The following is a 23,037-nucleotide window of genomic DNA, read 5'->3' as shown; positions in this document are numbered from 1 at the left end:
ATGCGCCTTTCTCCGAGGCGCTTCGCAAAACCTCATCGAAAAATCCTGCCCGACAGCAAGCGGTGGTAGCATCCCGCCACTCTGCTCTGCCAGGCAAGGAAGCCATGAAAAAACGTCCTCACTCGACCCCGCACGACAGTCTGTTTAAGCGCTTTCTGCGCGACAGCGAAACCGCACGCGATTTTCTGGATATTCATCTGCCGCCCGCGCTGCGGCAACTGTGCGACTTAAGCACTCTGCACCTGGAATCCGGGAGCTTTGTTGAGGACAACCTGCGCGCCAGCTATTCCGATATTCTCTACTCTCTGCAGACCAGCAAGGGAGAGGGCTATATCTATGTGGTCATTGAGCATCAGAGCACCCCGGACAGCCATATGGCATTCAGACTCCTGCGCTATGCCCTCGCGGCCATGCAACAGCATCTTGATCGCGGCCATAAAGCGCTGCCGCTGGTAATTCCCATGCTGTTTTATCATGGCAGCATTTCTCCCTATCCCTTTTCACTGTGCTGGCTGGATGAGTTTCCACCTGACTCACCGGCAAAACAGCTTTATCTCGGGGCCTTTCCGCTCGTCGATGTGACCGATATTCCCGACGACGCCATATTACAGCATCGGCGGATCGCGCTTCTGGAACTGGTCCAGAAACACATCCGTCAACGCGATCTTAGCCATATCCTCCAGCAGTTGGTGGAGGTGGTGCTGATGGGATACACTGACCACCAGCAGTTCAAAACGTTATTTACCTATATGTCGCTGCATGGTAATAGCGCCGACCCGGATAACTTTATCGACCAGTTGGTCGAACGTCTGCCGCAATATGAGGATACCCTGATGACGATTGCCGAGTACCTGAAGCAGAAAGGTCGCGAAGAGGGAAAACAACGCTGGTTACAGCAAGGCCAGCAAGAGGGGCTTCAGGAAGGTTTACAGGCGGGTGAGCATCGCGAAGCCTGCCGCATCGCGCTGATGATGTTAGAGAACGGTATGGACACTGAAACCGTGTTGCGGATGACTCGCCTCAGCGCGGACGAACTGGCGACGCTGGCACGCCAGTCTCCACCCCCGCTTAGCCCTTAATTAACGCGCGCGCGGTCGGGAAGTCGGTGATCAGGACATCAATATAGTCGCCCTGCAACGCGCCGCGGATGGCGTTCGCTTTGTCCACGCCGCCGGCCAGCGCAATCACCTGCGGACAGCGACGAATTTGTTCAAGCTCCATCCCGATCACCGGATCCTCATCCTGGCTCAGTACCGGTTTGCCCGCCGCATCATAGTAATGCAGGCAGATATCCCCCACCGCGCCGCGCTCCGCCAGCAGCTGGAGCATGCTTTCATTATAATAGTTACCGGAGTTTTTCAGCAGCTGCGAAGGCTCCAGTTCACCAATACCGACGATGGCCACATCCACTTCGGCAAATTTCGCCACCACCGCCGCGACGTCCGGGCTGTTTACCAGACGGCTGCGCTCCTCCACGGAGTGCTCAATACTCTGCGACGGCAACAGCCACGCCGGGCAGCCTAAATGCGCCGCCAGCTGCTGGGTTAAAATGGTAGCCTGCACGTTGCCGTTGGGACCGACGCCGCCCAACAGCTGAATCACCCCGGCGGCGCGAATGTTCTGCGGATGCATCTCATCCACCATGCAGCGGATCGTACTGCTCCAGGACGAGATACCCACGAGGTCTTCCGGCCGCAGCCGCGTTTCGACATAGTGCGCCGCCGCGCTGCCGATGGCATGCTTTACCTGGCTGTAACTGGCATTCTCACCCACATCCACGACTATCGCTTGTCGAATGCCAAAACGCTCCTCAATCGCCTTTTCCAGATCGACAAAAATGTTTGTCGGCTGGACTACGGTAATTTTCACCAGCCCCTCTTTCTGGCAGCGGGTAAGCGCCCGTGAAACAAAAGACTGGGACAGATGCAGCAGCGAGGCGATCTCGGACTGCTTTTTATTCTCGCTGTAGTAAAGCGTGGCGATCTTCACCAGCAACCGCTGTTCATCCTGCTTCGACATGGCATTCCCCTCTGTTTTCTGCTCGTTATTTTTATGCATCATTGAATAGATAACAAGCGCAGCGCCCTTTTCCCGACGATCCAAATGTGATCGTTTTCTCCTTTTTTAGAAAATAGGCCGTACAAATCGTGGACAAACCCCGTCACAGGGCATATCTTACCTATGTGAATAATAAATCAGTAGTGAATATATATTCAATCACTTATTAATACCTTGTTTTGTCGACGATAAAAGGTAGTCAGGATGGAAAGTGTTTTTTTACCCTGCTGGAATATTTATTCATACAAGAATTTACTTTCAAGAGGTGTTTTATGAATCCGTTTTCACTCTCCGTTAAGGAGTTAGAACAAAAAGCACGCGCCATCCGCCGCCGCATCATCGTCTTAAATGCGGAAAGCCCGGCAGGCGGCCACACCGGTGCAGATTTGTCACAAGTCGAACTTCTGACCGCCCTCTACTTTCGCATCCTTAACTGCTCTCCTGCGCTAGAAAAGAGCGACGAGCGCGATATTTATATTCAATCGAAGGGGCACGCTGTCGGCGGTTACTACTGCGTGTTGGCCGAGGCAGGCTTTATCCCCCTTGACTGGCTGGCAACCTATCAACACGCCGACTCGCATCTGCCTGGACATCCGGTGAAGCACAAGACGCCGGGTATTGAGCTCAATACCGGCGCATTGGGCCATGGTCTGCCCGTGGCGGTAGGCATTGCGCTGGCAGCGAAACGCGATAACAACCCGCGTCGCGTATTTGTCGTCACCGGCGATGGCGAACTGGCGGAGGGCAGCAACTGGGAGGCCGCGCTGGTCGCCGCCCACTACCAGCTGGATAACCTTATTATTATCAACGACAAAAATAATCTGCAGCTGGCCGGTGCGACCAAAGAGATCATGAATACCGACCCGCTGGATGAAAAATGGCGCGCTTTCGGCATGGAGGTCACACAGTGCAACGGCAACGATATGGCGGAGGTGGTCGCCACCCTTGAGCGCTTGCAGCCGAACGGGAAACCACACGTCGTGATTGCCAATACCACCAAAGGCGCAGGTATTTCATTTATTCAGGGAAGACCCGAGTGGCATCACCGGGTACCGAAAGGAGAAGAAATTGAACTGGCGCTGGAGGAACTGAAAGATGAGTAATAGCGAACATCTCGCCACGGTGATGGTGAATGCCTTTATTGATGCCGTAGACCGCGGCGTGGATCTGGTGCCAGTAGTGGCTGACTCCACCTCAACGGCGAAAATTGCCCCATTTATCAAAAGATTCCCTGGCCGGCTGGTCAACGTCGGCATCGCCGAGCAGACGCTGGTTGGCGCTGCCGCCGGCCTGGCGCTGGGGGGTAAAGTGGCCGTGACCTGCAACGCGGCGCCATTCCTTATCTCACGTGCCAATGAGCAGATTAAGGTCGACGTTTGCTACAACAACACCAACGTCAAACTGTTCGGGCTGAACGCGGGCGCCAGCTACGGTCCGCTGGCCAGCACTCACCATAGCATTGACGATATCGCCGTTCTGCGCGGTTTTGGCAATATTGAAATTTACGCGCCGTCCAGTCCCGGCGAGTGCCGACAGATTATCGATTATGCCCTTGCCCACATCGGGCCAGTGTATATCCGCCTCGATGGTAAAGCGCTACCGGAACTGCATAACGAACATTACCGGTTTATTCCGGGCAACATTGATGTGCTGCGTTCGGGGCGCGATGTTGCGTTGGTTGCTATGGGCTCAACGGTACATGAAATAGTGGAAGCCGCCGCACAACTCGCTGCAGAAGGTATTGACGCCACCGTTATCAGTGTCCCATCTATTCGTCCTTGTGATACCCAGGCGCTACTAAAGGCAATACAGTCCTGTCCGGTCGCGATCGCGGTGGAAGAACACAACGTCAACGGCGGCGTCGGGAGTCTGGTGGCGGAAGTGCTGGCCGAGGCCGGGTGCGCTATCCCGTTGAAACGCTTAGGTATCCCTGACGGGCAATACGCCATTGCCGCCGATCGCGCCGCCACGCGCGCGCGCCATGAAATCGATGCCGCCGGGGTGGCGAAGCACGCCCGCAAGCTGCACACAAAAAAAGCATCCTGAAAAATAACAAGAACATCTTACTGGAGAGAACGCAATGTCCCGTATTCCTCAACAACTCACCATGGGCGTCATTATTGGCAATCGGGGATTTTTCCCCAGCTATCTGGTCGCCGAAGCGCGCGAACAGGCGGTAGCCCTGTTTAGCCGCCTTGGGATTAACACCATTATGCTTGATCCATCCCAGACGGAACTGGGTGGCGTGGAAACCCGGCAGGATGCCAAAATTTGCGCCGAGCTGTTCCGCACCCACCGCGACAACATTCACGGTGTCGTGGTGCTGTTACCCAACTTTGGTGATGAAAAAGCCATCGCCGAGACGCTGCGCCTCTCCGGTCTCAACGTCCCGGTGCTTATTCAGGCCGAAGAGGATAATCTGGATAAAATGGGGTTGTCGACGCGCCGCGATAGCTTCTGCGGCAAAATTTCCCTTTGCAACAACCTGCGCCAGTACGGTATCCCGTTTACGCTGACCACCCAGCACGTTTGCGCACTTAGCGGCGAGGTGTTTGAGCAGGATCTCCGGCGCTTCACGCAGATATGTCGCGTGGTAAACAGTATGCGCGGTGTACGCGTTGGCGCGATTGGCGCCCGTCCTGCGGGCTTTAACACCGTGCGCTACAGCGAAAAACTGCTCGAACGTTTGGGCATCGCAGTGGAAACGTTAGATCTATCCGAGGTATTTACCCGGATTAAGTGCCTGCGTGATGACGATATTCGTGTGGATGAGAAGCGCCGCCTGCTGATCGATAATGCCGACGCCAGCGGTATTCCGGCAGATAAACTGATCACTATGGCAAAACTGTTTGTGGTCCTGAGCGAGTGGATTGTTGCCAACGATATCGACACCACCGCGATTCAGTGCTGGACCTCGCTACAGGAAAATCTGGGGATTAACGTCTGCTCCATCATGAGCGTGATGTCCGGACAACTGATGCCAAGCGCCTGTGAAGTCGATGTCATGGGTGCGCTCTCCATGTATGCGCTCGCCAGCAGCAACCTGAGCCCCGCCTCGATCGCGGACTGGAATAATAACTTCGGCGACGATCGCGATAAATGTGTGCTGTTCCATTGCGGGAACTTTGCCTCGGCCAGTCTCGAGTCGCCGCACATGGGAACGGCCGATATTATCGGCACCACCGTCGGCAAAGAAAACACCTGCGGTGCCGTGCATGGTCGCATGAAAAGCGGCGCGCTGACCTATTTTCGCCTCAGCACTGACGACCTGACTGGCGAAATCAAGGCCTACGTCGGCGAAGGCCAATCGGTTGACGATCCCCTGGATACGGTAGGCTGTCGGGCGGTCATTCAGGTTCCCCACCTGGAAAATCTGCTGTCGTGGATCTGCCGTAACGGCTTTGAGCACCATGTCGCGATGAACCATTCTGCCAGTGCTTCAATTCTGCACGAGGCGTTTACGCGATACCTGGGCGTGTCGACCTATCTCCACCAGTAAGGCCGGAGGCCGCTATGTCGGTAAACAAGGATATTATTATTGCCCTCGATGAGGGCACGACCAATGCCAAAGCCGTTGCCTTCGATAGCCACGGGCGGGTGATCGCGCAATTTTCCCGCGCGCTTGAGATCGCTACGCCTCAGGAAGGATGGGTAGAACAGTCAGCGGAGCTTCTGCTTGCCGCGTCGCTGGAGGTGATTTCTCGCACAGTGGCCGCTGTTGGCGCGGAGCGTGTGGCGGCCCTGGCGATCAGCAACCAGCGCGAAACCGTCGTGGGCTGGTATCGGGAAACGGGCGAGGCCATAGCGCCCGCCCTGAGCTGGCAATGTTCACGTAGCGCCACATTTTGCCGCTCGCTGCGTGAACAAGGCCATGAGCCGCAGATCAAGGCGGTAACCGGTCTGCCAATCGCCCCGCTCTTTTCCGCCTCGAAAATGCGCTGGCTGTTGGACCACACGCCGGATGGCCTCAACCGGGCAAAAGATGGCGAGATTTGCCTCGGTACGGTGGATAGCTGGCTACTCTGGCACCTGACGCAAGGCCAGCAATTTTGTTGTGATTACGCGAACGCGTCTCGTACGCAGCTCATGAATCTGCAAACAGCGGACTGGGATACCGATATGCTCGCCCTGTTTGGCATTCCGCGTGCAGCACTCCCGGTGATAAAACCATCGAGCGGCCTTTTTGGTTACACCGCTGGTTTAGCCACCCTCCCTGATGGGATCCCGGTAATGGCGATGATTGGCGATTCACATGCCGCCCTTTTCGCCCACGGTCTGGGCGCCGCCGGTTGCGTTAAAGCTACTTACGGTACAGGAACCTCGGTGATGGCGCCCGTCGATTCGGTGGCGTGTCACGTCAGCAATCTCGCCACCACGGTGGCCTGGCACGACGGAGAAAAGCTGGTCTATGCACTGGAGGGGAATATTCCCCATACTGGCGATGCGGTGGCGTGGATGGCCGACAGTACGGGCTTGAGCGAACTCTCTCCCGTTGAGCTGGCCCAGGCGCTGAATGCTCTGCCTCGCTCGGTAGACTCCACCTTAGGCGTCTTTTTTGTACCTGCCCTCACCGGCATGGGGGCGCCCTGGTGGGACGAGAATGCCCGCGGACTGATCCATGGGTTAAGCCGGGGGGTGAAGCGTGCCCATCTCATTCGTGCCGCGCTCGAGTCTATTACCTACCAGATTGCCGATGTAATCACTGCGATGCGTGCCCATCATGGCTTTACGCTCAACACGCTGCTGGTGGATGGGGGCCCCACCAAAAACGACTGGTTAATGCAGTACCAGGCCGACCTGCTGGGTTGTCCGGTGATGCGCAGCGATGTGGCCGAGCTGTCAGCGACCGGTGCGGCACTGCTGGCGCGTAAAGCGTTGCACAAGCTGACGGTGGCAGAGCTTCAGCCCTTTTTGCCAGAACACATCACTTATGCGCCAGACCCGCTCCGGCATCATCGGCTTGTGCAGCGATGGCAGTCCTGGCAACACGCGGTGACGCTGGCAAGACGCTGAGCGCAACTCAGCCGGGCGATAACGTCTTCGTCCGGCTGCAATCCAACGCGCCATCCCCGCCGTTAACTCAGCGGATACTGTTGAAACGCCGGCAGCGCCTCTCCTTTCTCCGCCAGCGCGCGGATATGCGGAAACGCCGTTGCCGGCACCACCGTCGGGATCATCAACTGGATAAAGGACCAGACCACCGTGCTGGTGACCAACACCTGGTCCGGCTGCGCGGCGGCAACGCGGTCTGCCAGCCGGGCGTCCCATTCCCGACAGGCGGCGAGCAGTTGACCGGTCACCCGGGCTATCCACGGCTGATGCTGCTTCTCCTCCGGCCGCAAACGGTGCTCATAAACATGCTGGACCGCTTTTTCACTGGCGGCGAGGATCACCCCCAGCAGGTGCAGGTCGCGGGCCAGCGCCTCGGGATGCGCGGGAAGCAGCCGGCGTCCGGCGGGATGGGTCGTTTCGAAATAGTGGAGGATCAGCGTGGAGTCCATCAGCTGTGTCCCGTCATCGAGAACCACCGTCGGCGCCTTGACCACCGGATTAATACGGGAGAATTCATCAAAGCCGCTAAAGACCGACAGCGGCAGGCTCTCGAATTCCACGCCATAGAGCGCCAGAGAAACCGCCACGCGTCTTACATAAGGTGAATCCATCATACCAATGAGTTTCATCGTCACTCCTGCCTGCGATAAAGGGGTTGCTGGCTTACCTTACTGGAAAACCCGCCCCGCGAATATCAGGGGATGCTTACCGCAAAGGTTAGAAGAACTAACAAATTGGCGCCACCGGGTAGTCCGCCTGTCTCCCCGGTGCTATAACGACTGAGAGCGAATGAGGCCCGTCCACTGTCTGATCGCGGCGGCTTTAAAACCCGCTAACCCGGTAGTAACGTTAACGTATTGACGTCCTGACAAGAGAGATGACCATGGCAGATTTTCCCCCTGTCGCCAGCCTGCGCAGCTTTGAGGCGGTGGCGCGCCTCGGCAGCGTGACGCAGGCCGCCCACGAGATGAGCGTGACCCATTCGGCGGTCAGCCAGCATATCAAACAGCTGGAAGCCCTGGTCGGCGTCACACTGTTTGTCCGCCACGGCCGCGGGGTGCGCATCACGGAAGAGGGGCGGCTCTATGCCCTGCAAATCCGCGAGGCGTTACAGCACATCGCCGACGCCACGCGGATGGTGCAGATCAAACCCCGCACGATGGAACTGACCCTGGCGACGCTCCCCTCCTTTGGCTGCCACTGGCTGCTGCCGCGGCTGGCGCGCTTTCAGGCGCGGCATCCGCAGATCGCGGTGCGCCTGCTGACCAGCCTGGCGGTGGTCAACCTGCAGCAGGAGGGTATCGATCTGGCCATTCGCATGGGGCAAGGCGACTGGGAGGGGATGGAAAGCCGACATCTGTTTGCCGATGAACAGCTGGTGGTGGCCGCGCCGCACTATCGCGGCGGCGACCTGCCGACCACCCCGCAGGCGATCGCCGCCAGCGATATCGTTTTTTCCATGGAGTCCTGGAACGCCTGGTGCAGCCAGGCGGGGCTGGAAAAGACAATCATTCCTGCGGGCCTGCGCCTGAACGACTCCAACCTGGCGCTGGAGGCGGTTCGCCTGGGAGCGGGCGTGGCGCTGGAGCGGCGCTCGCTGGTGGCGGGGGCGATAGCCCGCGGCGAGCTGGTGCAGCTCACCGCCGTCACCGTCCCCTACCCCTGGCACTACTGGCTGACCGTCTCCCCGCAGGCGGAGAACCGCCCGGAAGTCGCCCGGTTCATCGCCTGGCTGGAGGAGGAGATCGCCCTCTGGCGCCAGCAGCTCAGCGCTTAGCCTTCTGCCGACGGCGGCAGGCCCGCCCGGGCGGCGTGCTCCTGGGAGAGACGCCAGAAATCGTGCCCGGCGGGATACTGATAGAGGCGCAGGGAAAATTGCCCGGCCACCGCGGTAATGTACTCAAATATCGCCGACTGGGTATTCTCGTAGTCTTTCCACAGCGTCGAAGAGGTAAAGCAGTAAATCTCTAACGGGATGCCCGACGGCGACGGTTTCAGCGTCCTCGCCACAATATACATCTCCTTAATAATATCCGGTCGCTCGGCGAGATAGTGCATCAGGTAGTGGCGAAACAGGGTCAGGTTGGTCAGGCCGTTATCGACAAACCAGCGGTCCGCCACGCCGCCGGGATCCCGACCGTCAAGCAGCGTGGTCAGAGGCTCGCTTACCCCGCGGATGGTCAGCATCGAGGAGAGCATCTCCTGGTTGAGAAAACGCACCGAGTGCTGATCGATGGCGATACTGCGCATGATCCGCCGCGCCCCGGAGGAGAACATCGCCTGCCAGTTGGTATAGGTCTCGGTGAGGAAATTCTTGGTGGGAATACGGGAAATGGTATTGTCCCAGTTACGGATGGTAATGGTGTGCAGCGCGATATCCGTCACCTCACCGCTGAGGTTCTTGTCAGGCATTTCAATCCAGTCCCCCAGCTGGAGCACGTCGTTGGACGACAGCTGAACGTTCGCCACCAGCGACAGCAGGGTATGCTGGAAGACGATCATCAGCACCGCCGCCACCGCCCCGAGACTGGAGATAATAATGATCGGCGATTTGTTCGACATCACGGCGAGGATCATAATCGCCGCCAGGATGTGGACTAAGATTTTGCCTATCTGGATATAGCCCTTAATGGAATGATTTTTACGTTTGGTTTTTCGCAGATAAGAGCTGTTGACAATATCCAGCATCTCGTTGAAAAACACCGACATAAAAATAAAAAACAAGATCCCGCAGATGGTATTAATCGCCGTCACCAGCGATGCCGGCATCGCCGGCATAAACTGCAGAACGTAATAGACGATAATAACCGGAATGAAATTGGACAGCTTTTCGGCGATGCGTCGATCCTTCTCCAGCGGCACGTCCTGTTTATGGCTACCAAAGAAGACCTTACGCACCACTTTAATCAGCAAGAACTTGCATAAAAGGTGGGCAAATATGCCAGAGAGCAGCAGCAGAATAAGGTTAAATCCCACCGCCAGCGCCGGATTACTCTCAATAAACGTCAGTAGATGATTCACATACGCCATGCTTTATCGCCTGAATAACTATGCCATTTCGCTAACTGCTTTATCACAAGGGCATATATTGGAAAATTTTAATCAATCCGCATCATGGCATATCGCTTAGCGTAACGTCCATGCGCGCACCGCTGCTAATCATTCACGGGATTTATGTCATAGTTTGCATTAATCATTATCTACGCTCACTATAAAGAGGCTTGTTATGAGGACGGAATAAGTCCAGGAGGAAACATGTTTAAAACGCTTACCGCTATTATCGCCTTAGCCGCCTCCGCCAGCGTCATGGCGCAAGGCGACGTCACGCTGAACAGTCTGGCCCACGATACCGCCACCCGGGCGTCGTTTAACCAGATGGTCAAAGGCCATCAGCTGCCCGCCTGGGTGACCACCGGCGGCACCGGTTCGCCGGCGCAGACGGTGAAGCTGGGTAGCGAATCCTGGCAGGTGCTAAGCGCCTGCAAACCCCACGACTGCGGCCATGAGCGTATCGCGGTGATCTGGTCGGAAAAAACCAAACAGATGTCAGGCGTTTACTCGGTGGTCGATGAAAAAACCGACCAGGAGAAGCTGACCTGGCTTAACGTCAGCGACGCCCTGTCCATTGATGGCAAAACCGTGCTGTTTGCCGCCCTCAGCGGCAGCCTCGACAACCATCCGGACGCTTTTAACTACCAGTAACGGCCCGTCGCCCCCGTCAGTCTTTCCCCGACGGGGGCTCCCCTGACTAGCCATCCGGGAACATCACGCTGTTCCCCGGCGCTTCCCTGTGCAGATGGATAAAGTTCAGGTGCCGCTCGTACTGGTCGAGAATATCGGTGATCACCTGCTCTTTGCTGTAATCCATCAGGTCGTTACCCTGGCTGCCCTCCAGCAGGAAGGTCTCCAGCCGGTAATAGGTGGATTTCCCGCTGCGCGCCCGATAGGTAAAGCCCGGCACCGAGTACTGCTGCGGCCAGATCTTGTAGATAAAGTTCTGCTCGTCGCCCATGTGCACCAGCAGATCGAGGTGACCAAGGTTCTCGCCCTCTTCCGGCGGCAGGCTCTTCAGTTCCACCGCGGCGCCGCGCAGCCGCAGCTCCTGGGCAACCTCCTCCATCGCCGGGAAGCACACCGTCTCCATCATCTGTTTGGTATAGCGCGTGCCCGGGTAATTCATCAGCCGCGACAGGCGCTTCTTCCAGCTCAGCCGATCCTGCAGGCCGAGCGGGCGCGGGGCAGTGTCGCGGCTGGCGCTGACCCGGCGGTAATCTTCCACCTTCAGGGACTTATACAGTCCGGCCATCACGAAGAAAATCACAAAGCTGAACGGCAGCCCCATGATCACCGTGGTGTTCTGCAGCGCCGAGATGCCGTTGGTCATCAGCATCCCGAGGGTCAACAGACCGATAGCCACCGACCAGAAGATGCGCAGCCAGTTCGGGGAGTCGCTGTTGATGTCCTTCAGCTTCGAGGTAAAGTTTCCCAGCACCAGCGCGCCGGAGTCGGCAGAGGTGACGTAGAACAGCAGACCGGTAATGGTCGCCACCGACGCGCTAAAGGTAAACGCCGGATACTGCGCCAGCAGGCTGTAGAAGCCGCGCTCCGGGTGGAGCATCGCCTCCCCGGCAAAGGCCGCGTCGCCGTGGATGATCTCATACAGCGCGCTGTTGCCGAACACCGACAGCCACAGCAGGGTAAAGGTGAACGGAATAATCAGGGTGCCCATCACAAACTGGCGGATGGTGCGCCCGCGCGAAATGCGCGCCAGGAACAGGCCAACGAACGGCGACCAGGCCACCCACCACGCCCAGAAAAAGAGCGTCCAGTTGTTCATCCACTCCACCGGGCGGTCAAAGGCGAAGCTGTTCAGCGTCATGCCCATAAAGCGGTTGACGTAGTCGCCGACGTTCAGCACTAACGCATTGAGAAGGAAGGAGGTATCGCCCATGAACAGCACGAACAGGATCAGCCCCAGCGCGAGCGCGACGTTCAGCTCGGAGAGCACGCGGATGCCCTTGTCCACCCCGGAGGTGACCGAGATGGTGGCGATGATCACCGACAGCGCTATCAGGGCCGCCTTCGCCGCCAGCGAGTCAGGAATATCGAACAGCACGCTCAGACCGTAGTTGAGCTGCACCACGCCAATGCCGAGGGTGGTGGCGATGCCGAAGATGGTGCCGATCACCGCCGCGATATCGACGCTGTGGCCGATGGGGCCATTAATCTTTTTCCCGAAGATAGGATAGAGCGCCGAGCGGATGGTGAGCGGTAAATTATAACGATAGCTAAAGTATCCCAGCGCCATGCCCATCAGGGCATACATCGACCAGCCGGTGAGTCCGTAGTGGAATAGCGTCCACACCATCGCCTGGCGCGCCGCTTCGATGGTCTGCCCCGCCCCTTCCGGCGGCTGCATATATTGCGTCACCGGTTCGGCGACCGAGAAGAACATCAAGTCGATGCCGATCCCGGCGGCGAACAGCATCGCCGCCCAGCTCAGCAGGCTGAACTCGGGCTTAGACTGCTCCGGCCCGAGCTTCACCGAGCCGAAGCGCGAACAGGCAATGCAGACGACGAAGACGATATACAGCGTCGCCGCCAGCAGATAGTACCAGCCGAAGGTTTTCGACACCCAGTCCAGGGTGCGCCCAATCCACTCGGCAGAAAAATCGCGAAAAAAGATCGTCATCAGGGAAAACAACAAAATCAGTCCGGCCGAGGTATAAAAAACCACCGGATTGATTTTGTCCTTTTCTCTGTTTTGCGAAAGATCTGTCATCCAGTATCCCCACTGTTTTTGTAACTATTAAAATTCAATAACGTAACAATTAAGACACATTTTATATTGAACGTCCAATCAAAAACAGCTTTAATAGTTAACCAACGCTGATGAATGGAGTGGCAAAAATGCCCAAACTGGGGATGCAGCCAATCCGGCGCAGGCAACTGATCGACGCCACGCTGGACGCAATAAATGAAGTCGGAATGCACGACGCGACCATCGCGCAGATCGCCCGGCGGGCGGGCGTATCGACGGGGATCATCAGTCACTATTTCAAAGACAAAAATGGTCTGCTGGAAGCGACCATGCGCGACATCACCAGCCAGCTGCGCGACGCGGTGCTTAACCGTCTGCACGCCCTGCCGGACGGCAGCGCCGGAGAGCGTCTGCAGGCGATAGTCGGCGGCAACTTTGATGAGACGCAGATCAGCAGCGCGGCGATGAAGGCCTGGCTGGCCTTCTGGGCCAGCAGCATGCACCAGCCGATGCTCTACCGCCTGCAGCAGGTGAGCAGCCGCCGCCTGCTGTCAAACCTGGTGTACGAGTTCCGCCGCGAGCTGCCGCGCGAGCAGGCCCAGGAGGCCGGCTACGGGCTGGCGGCGCTGATAGACGGCCTGTGGCTGCGGGCGGCGCTCAGCGGCAAACCGCTGGATAAGACGCTGGCGCAGTCGCTGACCAGCCACTTTATTCGTCAGCATTTACCGAACCCATAACCGAGGAGGCGTTATGTCCCGAATGGCAGAACAGCAGCTTTATATTAATGGTGGTTATACATCGGCCACCAGCGGTCGCACCTTCGAGACCATCAACCCTGCCACTGGCGAGGTGCTGGCGACCGTTCAGGCTGCCGGACGCGAGGATGTCGACCGCGCCGTTGAGAGCGCGCGGCGCGGGCAAAAAATCTGGGCGGCGATGACCGCCATGGAACGCTCGCGCATCCTGCGTCGCGCCGTCGATATCCTGCGCGAGCGGAACGACGAGCTGGCAAAGCTGGAAACCCTCGACACCGGTAAAGCGTATTCCGAAACCTCAACCGTGGACATCGTCACCGGCGCCGACGTGCTGGAGTATTACGCGGGGCTGATCCCGGCGCTGGAAGGCAGTCAGATCCCCCTGCGCGAGACATCGTTCGTCTACACCCGCCGCGAACCGCTGGGTGTGGTGGCCGGGATCGGCGCGTGGAACTATCCGATCCAGATCGCCCTGTGGAAATCGGCGCCAGCGTTGGCCGCCGGCAATGCAATGATTTTCAAACCGAGCGAAGTCACCCCGCTCACCGCCCTCAGGCTGGCGGAAATTTACAGCGAAGCGGGCCTGCCGGACGGGGTGTTTAACGTCCTGCCGGGCGTGGGTGCGGAGACCGGCCAGTACCTGACTGAACATCCGGGCATCGCTAAAGTCTCCTTTACCGGCGGCGTCGCCAGCGGCAAAAAGGTGATGGCCAACTCCGCAGCCTCATCGCTGAAAGAGGTCACCATGGAGCTGGGCGGTAAATCGCCGCTGATTATTTTCGACGATGCGGATCTCGATCTCGCGGCCGACATCGCCATGATGGCCAACTTCTTCAGCTCCGGCCAGGTGTGCACCAACGGCACCCGCGTGTTCGTTCCCGCGAAGGTTAAGGCAGCGTTTGAGCAGAAAATCGTTGAGCGCGTGGGCCGCATCCGCGCGGGCGATCTGTTCGATGAAACCACCAACTTTGGCCCGCTGGTCAGTTTCCCGCACCGTGACAATGTGCTGCGCTACATCGCCAAAGGCAAAGCAGAAGGCGCGCGTCTGCTGTGCGGCGGCGACGTGCTGAAGGGCGAAGGCTTTGACAACGGCGCATGGGTGGCCCCGACGGTGTTTACCGACTGCACCGATGAGATGACCATCGTGCGCGAGGAGATCTTCGGCCCGGTGATGTCCATCCTCAGCTACGCGTCCGAAGAAGAAGCGATCCGCCGCGCCAACGATACCGACTACGGTCTGGCGGCGGGTATCGTCACTGCCGACCTGAACCGCGCCCACGGCGCCATTCATCAGCTGGAAGCCGGCATCTGCTGGATCAACAGCTGGGGGGAATCCCCGGCGGAGATGCCGGTCGGCGGCTATAAGCACTCCGGTATTGGCCGCGAGAACGGCGTGATGACCCTGCAGAGTTACACCCAGGTGAAGTCCATCCAGGTTGAGATGGGTAAATTCCAGTCCATATTTTAACCGGGAGGTTTTTTTGCAATTTGACTACATCATTATTGGCGCCGGCTCCGCCGGCAACGTTCTGGCGACACGACTGACTGAAGATCCAAACACCACCGTCCTGCTGCTGGAGGCCGGCGGCCCGGACTACCGGTTCGATTTTCGCACCCAGATGCCCGCCGCGCTGGCTTACCCGCTGCAGGGCAAACGCTACAACTGGGCCTACGAGACCGAACCGGAGCCCTATATGAACCACCGCCGCATGGAGTGCGGGCGCGGCAAAGGGCTCGGCGGCTCCTCGCTGATTAACGGCATGTGCTACATTCGCGGCAACGCTCTGGACCTCGATAACTGGGCCGCCGCCCCGGGACTGGAACACTGGAGCTATCTCGACTGCCTGCCCTACTACCGGAAAGCGGAAACCCGCGATATTGGGCCCAACGACTATCACGGCGGCGATGGCCCGGTGAGCGTCACCACGCCGAAGCCGGGCAATAATCCGCTCTTCGAGGCGATGGTTGAAGCCGGGGTGCAGGCGGGGTATCCGCGCACCGACGATCTCAACGGCTACCAACAGGAAGGCTTTGGTCCGATGGACCGCACCGTGACGCCGCAGGGCCGTCGCGCCAGCACCGCCCGCGGCTATCTCGACCAGGCGCGCGGTCGCCCCAACCTGACCATCCGCACCCATGCGCTGACCGATCACATTATTTTTTCCGGCAAGCGCGCGGTGGGCGTCGAGTGGCTGGAGGGGGAAAGCACTATCCCGTCAAAAGCGACGGTCAACAAAGAGGTGCTGCTGTGCGCCGGGGCGATTGCCTCGCCGCAGATCCTGCAGCGCTCCGGCGTCGGCAACCCCGAGCTGCTCAGGCAGTTCGATATCCCGGTGGTCCACGATCTCCCCGGCGTGGGTGAGAATCTGCAGGACCATCTGGAGATGTACCTGCAGTACGAGTGCAAAGAGCCGGTGTCGCTCTACCCGGCGCTGCAGTGGTGGAACCAGCCGAAGATCGGCGCCGAGTGGCTGTTCGGCGGCACCGGGATCGGCGCCAGCAACCAGTTCGAAGCGGGCGGTTTTATCCGCAGCCGCGCAGAGTTCGCCTGGCCGAACATTCAGTACCATTTCCTGCCGGTGGCGATTAACTACAATGGCTCCAACGCGGTGAAAGAGCACGGCTTCCAGTGCCACGTCGGTTCGATGCGCTCCCCCAGCCGCGGCCACGTGCGTCTGAAGTCGCGCGACCCGCACGCCCACCCGGCGATCCTGTTTAACTATATGTCCCATGAGCAGGACTGGCAGGAGTTCCGCGACGCCATTCGCATCACCCGGGAGATCATGAACCAGCCGGCGCTGGATAAGTATCGCGGCCGCGAAATCAGCCCGGGTATTGACTGCCAGAGCGATGCCGAGCTGGATGAGTTTGTGCGCAACCACGCCGAGACCGCGTTCCACCCGTGCGGGACCTGTAAGATGGGTTACGACGAGATGGCTGTGGTCGACGGCGAAGGCCGGGTCCACGGTCTGGAAGGCGTGCGGGTGGTCGATGCGTCAATTATGCCGCAGATCATCACCGGCAACCTGAACGCCACCACCATTATGATCGGCGAGAAGATGGCTGACGCCATTCGCGGCCGCCAGCCGCTGCCGCGCAGCACGGCGGCGTATTATGTCGCTGGCGACGCGCCGGTTCGCCGCTAATCGTTTAGGCCGGACGGCGGCTATGCCTTGCCCGGCCAGCGGTTAATGTAGCCACTTACGCCACCGGTATCGGCGGCGTCAAAATCTCAGAGGCGTTCCCGGAAGGTCGGGACAGCCTCTGATGTTAGCGAAACGCCTCCAGGCGTTTGATCTGCTGCCCGTCGGCAGTAAAGTTCTCCACCGCCAGCCATGCCCGCAGCGCTGCATCGCGCGCAGGCCACTCGCCATCGATGATGGACAGCATATCGCTGTCGCGCGTCCGCCCTTTGCGCACCAGCCTCTGCCGCAGGCGCCCTTCCCAGCTAAAGCCCAACCGCTCGGCGGCCCGGCGCGAGGCGACATTCATCGAATCGCATTTCCACTCCAGCCGACGGTAGCCGTGGTCAAAGCCGTTCTTCAGCAACAGCCAGACCGCTTCGGTACCCAGCGGGGTGTTTTTCATCCGTCGCGACCAGGTGACATGGCCGATCTCAACCGTGCCCATTTCCCGTTCGATCGCCATATAGCTGACGATACCCACCGCCTGCTCGCTACGCAGGTCAATCACCGCGTAGGGCACCAGAGCATCATCATTCACCTTGCCCGCGATCCAGTGGGCGGTCGCCGCCACGCTCTCCGGCCGCGTAGACGCCAGCCACGTCCAGTCGCTGTTGTCGCCTAGCGCATAGGCGGCAAACAGATCCGCCGCATGACGGTCAACGTCCAGCGGCTCCAGTCGACAAAAACGGCCATTTAACGCCGTTCGCCGCAGGACTCGCGCCCCCTGCCAGCCAGGGACAAGATCGTTCACCTGCTGGCCAAACTCATTGATTTCCGGCACACCCACCTCCTCGCAATAGACAATGCGTTATAGCAAGAAGCCAGCAGCCGAGAAAGGCGCTTCTGCACGCCTGGCAATAACCTGTCGTTCTTGATTATGCGTTTTTAGCATAAGGATATCCTTATTTTGACTTTACGCCTTTTGGCAAGCGGCCTAACGTAGCGAAGCATAAAAAATTAAAATAACCATTTTTCAGGGATTGCATATGACCAAGAAACTGTTGCCTTTACTGGTACTGACGGCGCTCTCCGCCGCCGCGCATGCCGCCACGCCGCCCAACACGCTGGTGGTCGCCCAGGGTCTCGACGATATCGTCAGCCTCGACCCGGCGGAAGCGAACGAACTCTCCAGCATTCAGACGGTGCCCAGCCTCTACCAGCGTCTGGTACAGCCGGACCGCAACAACCCTGAAAAAATCGTACCGATCCTCGCCGAAAGCTGGCAGGCCGACCCGGCGGCGAAAACCCTGACCATCAAACTGAAGCCGGATGCCAAATTCGCCTCCGGTAATCCGCTGCGCCCGGAAGATGTGATTTTCTCTTACACCCGCGCGGTGACGCTGAATAAATCGCCGGCGTTTATTCTCAACGTGCTCGGCTGGCAGCCGGACAACATCGCCAGCCAGCTGAAAAAGGTTGACGACCATACCCTGACGCTGCACTGGACAGCCGACGTCAGCCCGGCGGTGGCGCTGAATATACTCTCCACCCCCATCGCCTCCATCGTTGATGAAAAACAGGTGGCGCCGAACGCGAAAAATAACGACTTCGGCAACGACTGGCTGAAGATGCACTCGGCGGGCAGCGGCGCCTATAAAATGCGCGTCTACCAGCCGCATCAGGCCATCGTGCTGGAAGCCAACGCCAGCTCCCCCACCGGCGCGCCGAAGATCAAGAGCATCATTATTAAAAACGTCCCCGCCCCGGCTTCCCGCCGCCTGCTGATCCAGCAAGGGGATGCCGACGTGGCGCGCGATCTCGGCGCTGACCAGATTGCCGCCCTGCAGGATAAACCCGGCGTGAAGGTGCTGAGCATCCCGTCCGCCGAGCAGAACTATCTGGTGTTTAATACCGCCAACAGCGCCAACCCGCTGCTGAATAATCCGGCCTTCTGGGAGGCGGCGCGCTGGCTGGTCGATTATGAGGGCATCACCAAAAATCTGCTGAAAGGCCAGTACTTTATTCACCAAAGCTTCCTGCCGGCCGGCCTGCCGGGGGCGCTGGAGACCAATCCATTCGCCTTCGACCCGCAAAAAGCTAAGGCTATCCTTGATAAAGCGGGCATTAAGGATGCGCACTTCACCCTCGACGTGGAGAACAAACCGCCGTTTATCACCATCGCCCAGTCGCTGCAGGCCAGCTTCGCCCAGGGCGGGGTGAAGGTGGATCTCCTGCCGGCCGCCGGCAGCCAGGTCTATGCCCGGGTGCGCGCGAAGCAGCATCAGGCGGCGATCCGCCTGTGGATCCCCGACTACTTTGATGCCCACTCTAACGCCAGCGCCTTCGCGTGGAACGATGGTAAATCCAGCACCGTGGCCGGGCTCAACGGCTGGCAGATCCCTGAGCTGAATAAAGCCACCCTCGCCGCGGTGGCGGAGCCGGACCCGGCGAAACGCCTCGACCTGTACAAAACGATGCAGGAAACCCTGCTGCAGCATTCGCCATACGTCTTTATTGACCAGGGGAAAACCCAGATCGTGGTGCGCGATAACGTGAAGGGCTATCAGCAGGGGCTGAACGCCGACATGGTCTGGTACGATAACGTGACCAAGTAAGCGGGTTATGTTACCGGGCACGGCGGTCTCGCCCTGCCCGGATGACCGTTTCTCCACCCGGACCCGGTGGACGTCGCGCCACCGGGAACCATGTTGATATACCAGGAATTTCCATTTTCCATGCCATCGTTTTCCACTCATCTTACCCGCCTGCTGCAGGGGCTGTTGACCCTGCTGCTGACGCTGTTCGGGCTGCTGCTGGTCACCTTTTCGCTCTCCGCGCTGTCGCCGGTCGACCGCGTACTGCAGATCGTCGGCGACCATGCCAGCCAGTCGACCTATGATCAGGTTCGCCATCAGTTGGGTCTCGACCAGCCGCTGCCGGTGCAGTTCTGGCACTACCTGGTCAACCTGGCCCATGGCGATCTCGGTATCGCCAGCGCCACCGGCCAGCCGGTGCTCCACGATCTGCTGGCGGTCTTCCCGGCGACCCTTGAGCTGGCGACCCTGGCGCTGATCGTCGGCGCGGTACTGGGCATCGTCGCCGGGGTGCTGTGCGCCCGTTACGCCGGTTCGCCGTGGGATCTGGCGGTGCGCACCTTTACCCTGTTGGGCAACTCGGTGCCGATATTCTGGCTCGGCCTGCTGATGCTGGCCCTGTTCTACGCCCGGCTGCAGTGGGCGCCGGGCCCGGGTCGTCTCGACGATATTTATCAGTACACCGTCGAGCCGCGCAGCGGTTTTGCGCTGATCGACACCTGGCTCTCCGGCGATACAGCGGCTTTCAAAAATGCTATCGGCCATCTGCTGCTGCCGGGGCTGGTGCTGGCCTATTACTCGCTGGCGAGCATCACCCGTCTGACCCGCTCCGCCTGTCTCAGTGAAATGAACAAAGAGTACATTCTGCTGGCGCGGGCCAAAGGGGCCGGTGAGATGACGATTCTGCTGCGTCACGTTCTGCCCAATATCCGCGGCACCCTGCTGACGGTGACCGCCCTCGCCTGGACCTCAATGCTCGAAGGGGCGGTGCTCACCGAAACCGTCTTCTCATGGCCGGGGATCGGCCGCTACCTCACCACCGCGCTGTTCGCCGGAGATACCACGGCGATCATGGGCGGCACGCTGCTGATCGGCGTGAGTTTTGTGCTGATCAATAACCTGACCGACCTGCTGGTGCGGTTAACCGACCCGAGGGTGCGCTGATGCCGACTTATCTGTTTTTACGCCGTCTGCGCCGCTCACCCGCCGCCTTCAGCGGCCTGACCCTGGTGATCCTGCTGGTGCTGACCGCGCTGTTCGCCCCGTGGCTGGCGCCGCACGATCCCAACTGGCAGGATGCCGCCGCCCGTCTGCAGGGCCCGGGCGCGGGGCACTGGCTCGGCACCGACAGCTACGGCCGCGATCTGCTGTCGCGCCTGCTCTACGGCGCCCGTCCGGCGCTGGGTCTGGTCGCGCTGGTGACCGCCATTACCCTGCCCGTCGGTCTGCTGGTGGGTATTCTCTCCGGCTACTATGGCGGGTGGCTGGAGCGGATACTGATGCGCTTTACCGACGTGGTGATGTCGATGCCGCGGCTGATCCTCGCCTTCGCGTTCGTGGCGATGCTCGGCCCGGGGCTGGTCAACGGCGCGCTGGCGTTAGCCCTGACTACCTGGCCGGCCTACGCCCGTCAGGCGCGCAGCGAAATTCAGCGCCTGCGCCATAGCGACTATCTCGCCGCGGCGGAGATGCTGGGCATCCGCGGCTGGCGGCTGCTGGTCGGCCATATTCTGCCGCTGTGTCTGCCGTCGGCGATTGTCCGGCTGGCGCTCGATCTGGCGGGCATTATCCTCGCCGCCGCCGGGCTCGGCTTTCTCGGCCTGGGCGCCCGCCCGCCGATGGCGGAGTGGGGAGCGATGATTGCCGACGGGATGCAGGTGATTTTCGATCAGTGGTGGATCGCCGCCATCCCCGGCGCGGCGATCCTGCTCGCCAGCCTGGCGTTTAACCTGCTGGGCGATGGCCTGCGCGATATTCTGGAGCCGCAACATGACTGACATCCGACTGACCGTCCAGGGACTCGCCGTCGACTACCCCACCGCCCGGGTGGTGGACAACGTCAGCTTCACCCTCGGCAACGAGCGGCTGGCGCTGGTGGGGGAATCCGGCTCCGGCAAATCGATGACCGCCCGGGCGCTGATGGGCCTGGTGCGCAAGCCCGGGGTGGTGAGTGCCGAACGGCTGGAGGTGCTGGGGCGCGATGTGCTGACCCTCAGCGCCCGCGGCTGGCGCGAACTGCGCGGCAACGATATCGCCATGGTGCTGCAGGATCCGCGCTATGCGCTGAATCCGGTGCAGTCCATTCAGACGCAGCTGGAGGAGGCGTTAACCCTGCATCAGCGTCTCCGCCGCCGCGCTCGCGCCGAGGCGGTCAAAGACGCCATCGCCGCCGTCGGTCTGGATCTCCCGGTCCTCAGCCGCTATCCCGGCGAGCTCTCCGGCGGGATGGGGCAGCGGGTGATGATCGCCCTCGCGCTGCTCAATAACCCGAGGGTGCTGATAGCCGACGAGCCGACCTCGGCCCTTGACGCCCGCCTGCGCAACCAGATCCTCGAGCTGCTGGTGGAGCAGTGCGCGCAGCGGCAGATGGCCATGTTACTGATCAGCCACGATCTACCGCTGGTGGCCGCGCATTGCGATCGCGTGCTGGTGATGTACCAGGGGAGACAGGTCGATGAGATGCCGGCGCGGGCGCTGCCGACCGCGACGCACCCTTATACCCGCACCCTGTGGACCTGCCGGCCAAATGCGCAAACCTACGGTCAGATGCTGCCGACCCTCGACAGAACCCAGGACTTTACGGAGACGACCCATGGCGATCGTTAATCTTAAGGATCTACAGGTAACATTCGGCGCGAAGACGGCGGTTTCCGCCGCCAGTTTCCGTGTCGACGCCGGGGAAACCTTCAGCCTGATCGGCGCCTCGGGCTGCGGCAAATCGACGATTTTGCGCGTGCTCGCCGGATTACAGCGCGAATGGCGCGGCAGCATGGCGCTGCTGGGCCAGGCCATCGCGCCGGGCGCCCGCTTTCAGGGCGAGCTGCGACGCAATGTGCAGATGGTGTTTCAGGATCCGTATGCTTCGCTGCATCCCAACCACACCCTGTGGCGCACCCTGGCGGAGCCGCTGCAGATCCACGGCATCCGCGACGTTGCCCCGCGGGTGACCACCGCCCTTGAGCAGGTGGGTCTGGCCGCCGACGCCGCACGCCGCTATCCGCACCAGCTCTCCGGCGGTCAACGGCAGCGCGTGGCCATTGCCCGTGCCCTGCTGCTGCGTCCGCAGATCCTGCTGCTGGATGAGCCGACCTCGGCGCTGGACATGTCGGTGCAGGCGGAAATCCTCAATTTGCTTAATCGCCTGAAACAGGAGCACGGCATGACCTATCTGCTGGTCAGCCACGATGCCGATGTCATCGCCCATATGTCCGATCGGGCGGCGTTTATGGCGGAGGGTGTGATCCAGCGCTTTTTCGATCGCGAAGCGCTGCTCAACGGGGAACACCGGATGAAGTGAGGTCAGCGGAGTAGCCGTCGTTTTGTCGGTGGCGCTTCGCTTACCCGACCTGGGTGCCGTGCGCTCGTCGTTAATTTATTCACCAGCCTTGCTGAAACTGCCGGTGCTGACGGCCTCAACATCGCTGAGACGTTCCCGGAAGGCCGGGGCAGCCCGCATGGATGCGGGCTGAGGG

The 23,037-nt window shown here is 59.9% G+C and carries 20 protein-coding genes and 1 pseudogene; 15 read left to right on the top strand and 6 right to left on the bottom strand.

Annotated features, from left to right (window positions below):
• Window positions 1–104: 104 nt before the first annotated feature.
• Entirely contained in the window at window positions 105–1,079 is a 975-nt protein-coding gene (locus tag ABLV54_RS06765; RefSeq protein WP_044521534.1) for an Rpn family recombination-promoting nuclease/putative transposase, read from the top strand.
• Here the strand turns inward: ABLV54_RS06765 and ABLV54_RS06760 are convergent.
• Window positions 1,069–2,019, bottom strand: coding sequence for a sugar-binding transcriptional regulator (locus tag ABLV54_RS06760; protein WP_044521570.1), 951 nt, complete (start codon window positions 2,017–2,019; stop codon window positions 1,069–1,071). The genes ABLV54_RS06765 and ABLV54_RS06760 overlap by 11 nt on opposite strands.
• Window positions 2,020–2,330: 311 nt before the next feature.
• Here ABLV54_RS06760 and ABLV54_RS06755 point away from each other — a divergent pair, with 311 nt between their 5' ends.
• Genes ABLV54_RS06755 through ABLV54_RS06740 form a run of 4 tightly spaced genes read left to right on the top strand, consistent with a single transcriptional unit; the run spans window position 2,331 to window position 7,071 of the window.
• Complete coding sequence (locus tag ABLV54_RS06755) at window positions 2,331–3,161, top strand: transketolase (protein ID WP_004885699.1); 831 nt, start codon at window positions 2,331–2,333, stop codon at window positions 3,159–3,161.
• A complete protein-coding gene (locus ABLV54_RS06750; protein ID WP_050533010.1) occupies window positions 3,154–4,104 on the top strand; it encodes a transketolase C-terminal domain-containing protein in 951 nt (316 codons plus the stop codon). Before ABLV54_RS06755 ends, ABLV54_RS06750 begins: the two co-directional genes overlap by 8 nt.
• Before the next feature lie 34 nt (window positions 4,105–4,138).
• Window positions 4,139–5,557: an L-fucose/L-arabinose isomerase family protein gene (locus ABLV54_RS06745; RefSeq protein ID WP_004885694.1), complete on the top strand. Its 1,419-nt coding sequence runs from the start codon at window positions 4,139–4,141 to the stop codon at window positions 5,555–5,557.
• A gap of 14 nt (window positions 5,558–5,571) precedes the next feature.
• Complete coding sequence (locus ABLV54_RS06740) at window positions 5,572–7,071, top strand: FGGY-family carbohydrate kinase (RefSeq protein WP_004885691.1); 1,500 nt, start codon at window positions 5,572–5,574, stop codon at window positions 7,069–7,071.
• A 62-nt stretch (window positions 7,072–7,133) separates the two neighbouring features.
• On the opposite strand, the gene ABLV54_RS06735 is transcribed toward ABLV54_RS06740, so the two are convergent.
• Window positions 7,134–7,739: a glutathione S-transferase family protein gene (locus ABLV54_RS06735; protein WP_032455047.1), complete on the bottom strand. Its 606-nt coding sequence runs from the start codon at window positions 7,737–7,739 to the stop codon at window positions 7,134–7,136.
• Window positions 7,740–7,993: 254 nt separating this feature from the next.
• On the opposite strand from ABLV54_RS06735, the gene ABLV54_RS06730 reads away from it, so the two are divergent.
• Window positions 7,994–8,887: a LysR substrate-binding domain-containing protein gene (locus ABLV54_RS06730; protein ID WP_050533143.1), complete on the top strand. Its 894-nt coding sequence runs from the start codon at window positions 7,994–7,996 to the stop codon at window positions 8,885–8,887.
• On the opposite strand, the gene ABLV54_RS06725 is transcribed toward ABLV54_RS06730, so the two are convergent.
• Window positions 8,884–9,612, bottom strand: a complete 729-nt coding sequence (locus ABLV54_RS06725) for a mechanosensitive ion channel domain-containing protein (RefSeq protein WP_322938080.1) — start codon at window positions 9,610–9,612, stop codon at window positions 8,884–8,886. The two genes, ABLV54_RS06730 and ABLV54_RS06725, sit on opposite strands and share 4 nt — an antisense overlap.
• Before the next feature lie 107 nt (window positions 9,613–9,719).
• Window positions 9,720–10,140 (bottom strand): annotated as a pseudogene (locus ABLV54_RS06720) (hypothetical protein).
• 225 nt (window positions 10,141–10,365) lie between these two features.
• Here ABLV54_RS06720 and ivy point away from each other — a divergent pair.
• Window positions 10,366–10,812 carry an Ivy family C-type lysozyme inhibitor gene (gene ivy, locus ABLV54_RS06715; RefSeq protein ID WP_023288761.1) on the top strand — a complete coding sequence of 149 codons (447 nt, stop codon included), beginning with the start codon at window positions 10,366–10,368 and terminating at the stop codon, window positions 10,810–10,812.
• A gap of 46 nt (window positions 10,813–10,858) precedes the next feature.
• Here the strand turns inward: ivy and betT are convergent, their stop codons facing one another.
• Window positions 10,859–12,892: a choline BCCT transporter BetT gene (gene betT / locus ABLV54_RS06710; protein WP_023288760.1), complete on the bottom strand. Its 2,034-nt coding sequence runs from the start codon at window positions 12,890–12,892 to the stop codon at window positions 10,859–10,861.
• Window positions 12,893–13,020: 128 nt separating this feature from the next.
• Between betT and betI the strand changes: the two genes are divergently transcribed.
• Genes betI through betA form a run of 3 tightly spaced genes read left to right on the top strand, consistent with a single transcriptional unit; the run spans window position 13,021 to window position 16,772 of the window.
• Window positions 13,021–13,608 (top strand): transcriptional regulator BetI, encoded by a 588-nt coding sequence (betI, locus tag ABLV54_RS06705; protein WP_023288759.1) that lies wholly within the window; start codon window positions 13,021–13,023, stop codon window positions 13,606–13,608.
• Window positions 13,609–13,621: 13 nt separating this feature from the next.
• A complete protein-coding gene (gene betB / locus ABLV54_RS06700) occupies window positions 13,622–15,094 on the top strand; it encodes a betaine-aldehyde dehydrogenase (RefSeq protein ID WP_032455046.1) in 1,473 nt (490 codons plus the stop codon).
• A 13-nt stretch (window positions 15,095–15,107) separates the two neighbouring features.
• Window positions 15,108–16,772: a choline dehydrogenase gene (gene betA, locus ABLV54_RS06695; RefSeq protein WP_050533011.1), complete on the top strand. Its 1,665-nt coding sequence runs from the start codon at window positions 15,108–15,110 to the stop codon at window positions 16,770–16,772.
• A 124-nt stretch (window positions 16,773–16,896) separates the two neighbouring features.
• Here betA and ABLV54_RS06690 read toward each other — a convergent pair whose 3' ends face one another.
• On the bottom strand, window positions 16,897–17,592 hold the full coding sequence (locus tag ABLV54_RS06690; protein ID WP_032455045.1) for a GNAT family protein: 696 nt from the start codon (window positions 17,590–17,592) through the stop codon (window positions 16,897–16,899).
• Between the two features lie 205 nt (window positions 17,593–17,797).
• Here ABLV54_RS06690 and ABLV54_RS06685 point away from each other — a divergent pair, with 205 nt between their 5' ends.
• From ABLV54_RS06685 to ABLV54_RS06665, 5 genes are all read left to right on the top strand, one after another.
• Window positions 17,798–19,366, top strand: a complete 1,569-nt coding sequence (locus ABLV54_RS06685) for an ABC transporter substrate-binding protein (RefSeq protein WP_348813834.1) — start codon at window positions 17,798–17,800, stop codon at window positions 19,364–19,366.
• A gap of 120 nt (window positions 19,367–19,486) precedes the next feature.
• Window positions 19,487–20,509, top strand: coding sequence for an ABC transporter permease (locus tag ABLV54_RS06680; RefSeq protein ID WP_044521521.1), 1,023 nt, complete (start codon window positions 19,487–19,489; stop codon window positions 20,507–20,509).
• On the top strand, window positions 20,509–21,342 hold the full coding sequence (locus ABLV54_RS06675; protein WP_101881413.1) for an ABC transporter permease: 834 nt from the start codon (window positions 20,509–20,511) through the stop codon (window positions 21,340–21,342). Before ABLV54_RS06680 ends, ABLV54_RS06675 begins: the two co-directional genes overlap by 1 nt.
• On the top strand, window positions 21,335–22,171 hold the full coding sequence (locus ABLV54_RS06670; RefSeq protein WP_023288752.1) for an ABC transporter ATP-binding protein: 837 nt from the start codon (window positions 21,335–21,337) through the stop codon (window positions 22,169–22,171). Before ABLV54_RS06675 ends, ABLV54_RS06670 begins: the two co-directional genes overlap by 8 nt.
• Window positions 22,158–22,862: an ABC transporter ATP-binding protein gene (locus tag ABLV54_RS06665; RefSeq protein WP_023288751.1), complete on the top strand. Its 705-nt coding sequence runs from the start codon at window positions 22,158–22,160 to the stop codon at window positions 22,860–22,862. Before ABLV54_RS06670 ends, ABLV54_RS06665 begins: the two co-directional genes overlap by 14 nt.
• Window positions 22,863–23,037 lie beyond the last annotated feature (175 nt).

The sequence above is a fragment of the Klebsiella sp. JB_Kp042 genome (assembly GCF_040065275.1).
Taxonomy (GTDB): domain Bacteria; phylum Pseudomonadota; class Gammaproteobacteria; order Enterobacterales; family Enterobacteriaceae; genus Klebsiella; species Klebsiella quasipneumoniae.
This window is presented reverse-complemented; position numbering and strand designations above follow the sequence as displayed.

Bases quoted from the DNA above. Each gene is read 5' to 3' on its own strand.
- ABLV54_RS06765 (WP_044521534.1), top strand. From the start codon at position 105: ATGAAAAAACGTCCTCACTCGACCCCGCACGACAGTCTGTTTAAGCGC.
- ABLV54_RS06760 (WP_044521570.1), bottom strand. From the start codon at position 2,019: ATGTCGAAGCAGGATGAACAGCGGTTGCTGGTGAAGATCGCCACGCTT.
- ABLV54_RS06755 (WP_004885699.1), top strand. From the start codon at position 2,331: ATGAATCCGTTTTCACTCTCCGTTAAGGAGTTAGAACAAAAAGCACGC.
- ABLV54_RS06750 (WP_050533010.1), top strand. From the start codon at position 3,154: ATGAGTAATAGCGAACATCTCGCCACGGTGATGGTGAATGCCTTTATT.
- ABLV54_RS06745 (WP_004885694.1), top strand. From the start codon at position 4,139: ATGTCCCGTATTCCTCAACAACTCACCATGGGCGTCATTATTGGCAAT.
- ABLV54_RS06740 (WP_004885691.1), top strand. From the start codon at position 5,572: ATGTCGGTAAACAAGGATATTATTATTGCCCTCGATGAGGGCACGACC.
- ABLV54_RS06735 (WP_032455047.1), bottom strand. From the start codon at position 7,739: ATGAAACTCATTGGTATGATGGATTCACCTTATGTAAGACGCGTGGCG.
- ABLV54_RS06730 (WP_050533143.1), top strand. From the start codon at position 7,994: ATGGCAGATTTTCCCCCTGTCGCCAGCCTGCGCAGCTTTGAGGCGGTG.
- ABLV54_RS06725 (WP_322938080.1), bottom strand. From the start codon at position 9,612: ATGATCGTCTTCCAGCATACCCTGCTGTCGCTGGTGGCGAACGTTCAG.
- ivy (WP_023288761.1), top strand. From the start codon at position 10,366: ATGTTTAAAACGCTTACCGCTATTATCGCCTTAGCCGCCTCCGCCAGC.
- betT (WP_023288760.1), bottom strand. From the start codon at position 12,892: ATGACAGATCTTTCGCAAAACAGAGAAAAGGACAAAATCAATCCGGTG.
- betI (WP_023288759.1), top strand. From the start codon at position 13,021: ATGCCCAAACTGGGGATGCAGCCAATCCGGCGCAGGCAACTGATCGAC.
- betB (WP_032455046.1), top strand. From the start codon at position 13,622: ATGTCCCGAATGGCAGAACAGCAGCTTTATATTAATGGTGGTTATACA.
- ABLV54_RS06685 (WP_348813834.1), top strand. From the start codon at position 17,798: ATGACCAAGAAACTGTTGCCTTTACTGGTACTGACGGCGCTCTCCGCC.
- ABLV54_RS06680 (WP_044521521.1), top strand. From the start codon at position 19,487: ATGCCATCGTTTTCCACTCATCTTACCCGCCTGCTGCAGGGGCTGTTG.
- ABLV54_RS06675 (WP_101881413.1), top strand. From the start codon at position 20,509: ATGCCGACTTATCTGTTTTTACGCCGTCTGCGCCGCTCACCCGCCGCC.
- ABLV54_RS06670 (WP_023288752.1), top strand. From the start codon at position 21,335: ATGACTGACATCCGACTGACCGTCCAGGGACTCGCCGTCGACTACCCC.
- ABLV54_RS06665 (WP_023288751.1), top strand. From the start codon at position 22,158: ATGGCGATCGTTAATCTTAAGGATCTACAGGTAACATTCGGCGCGAAG.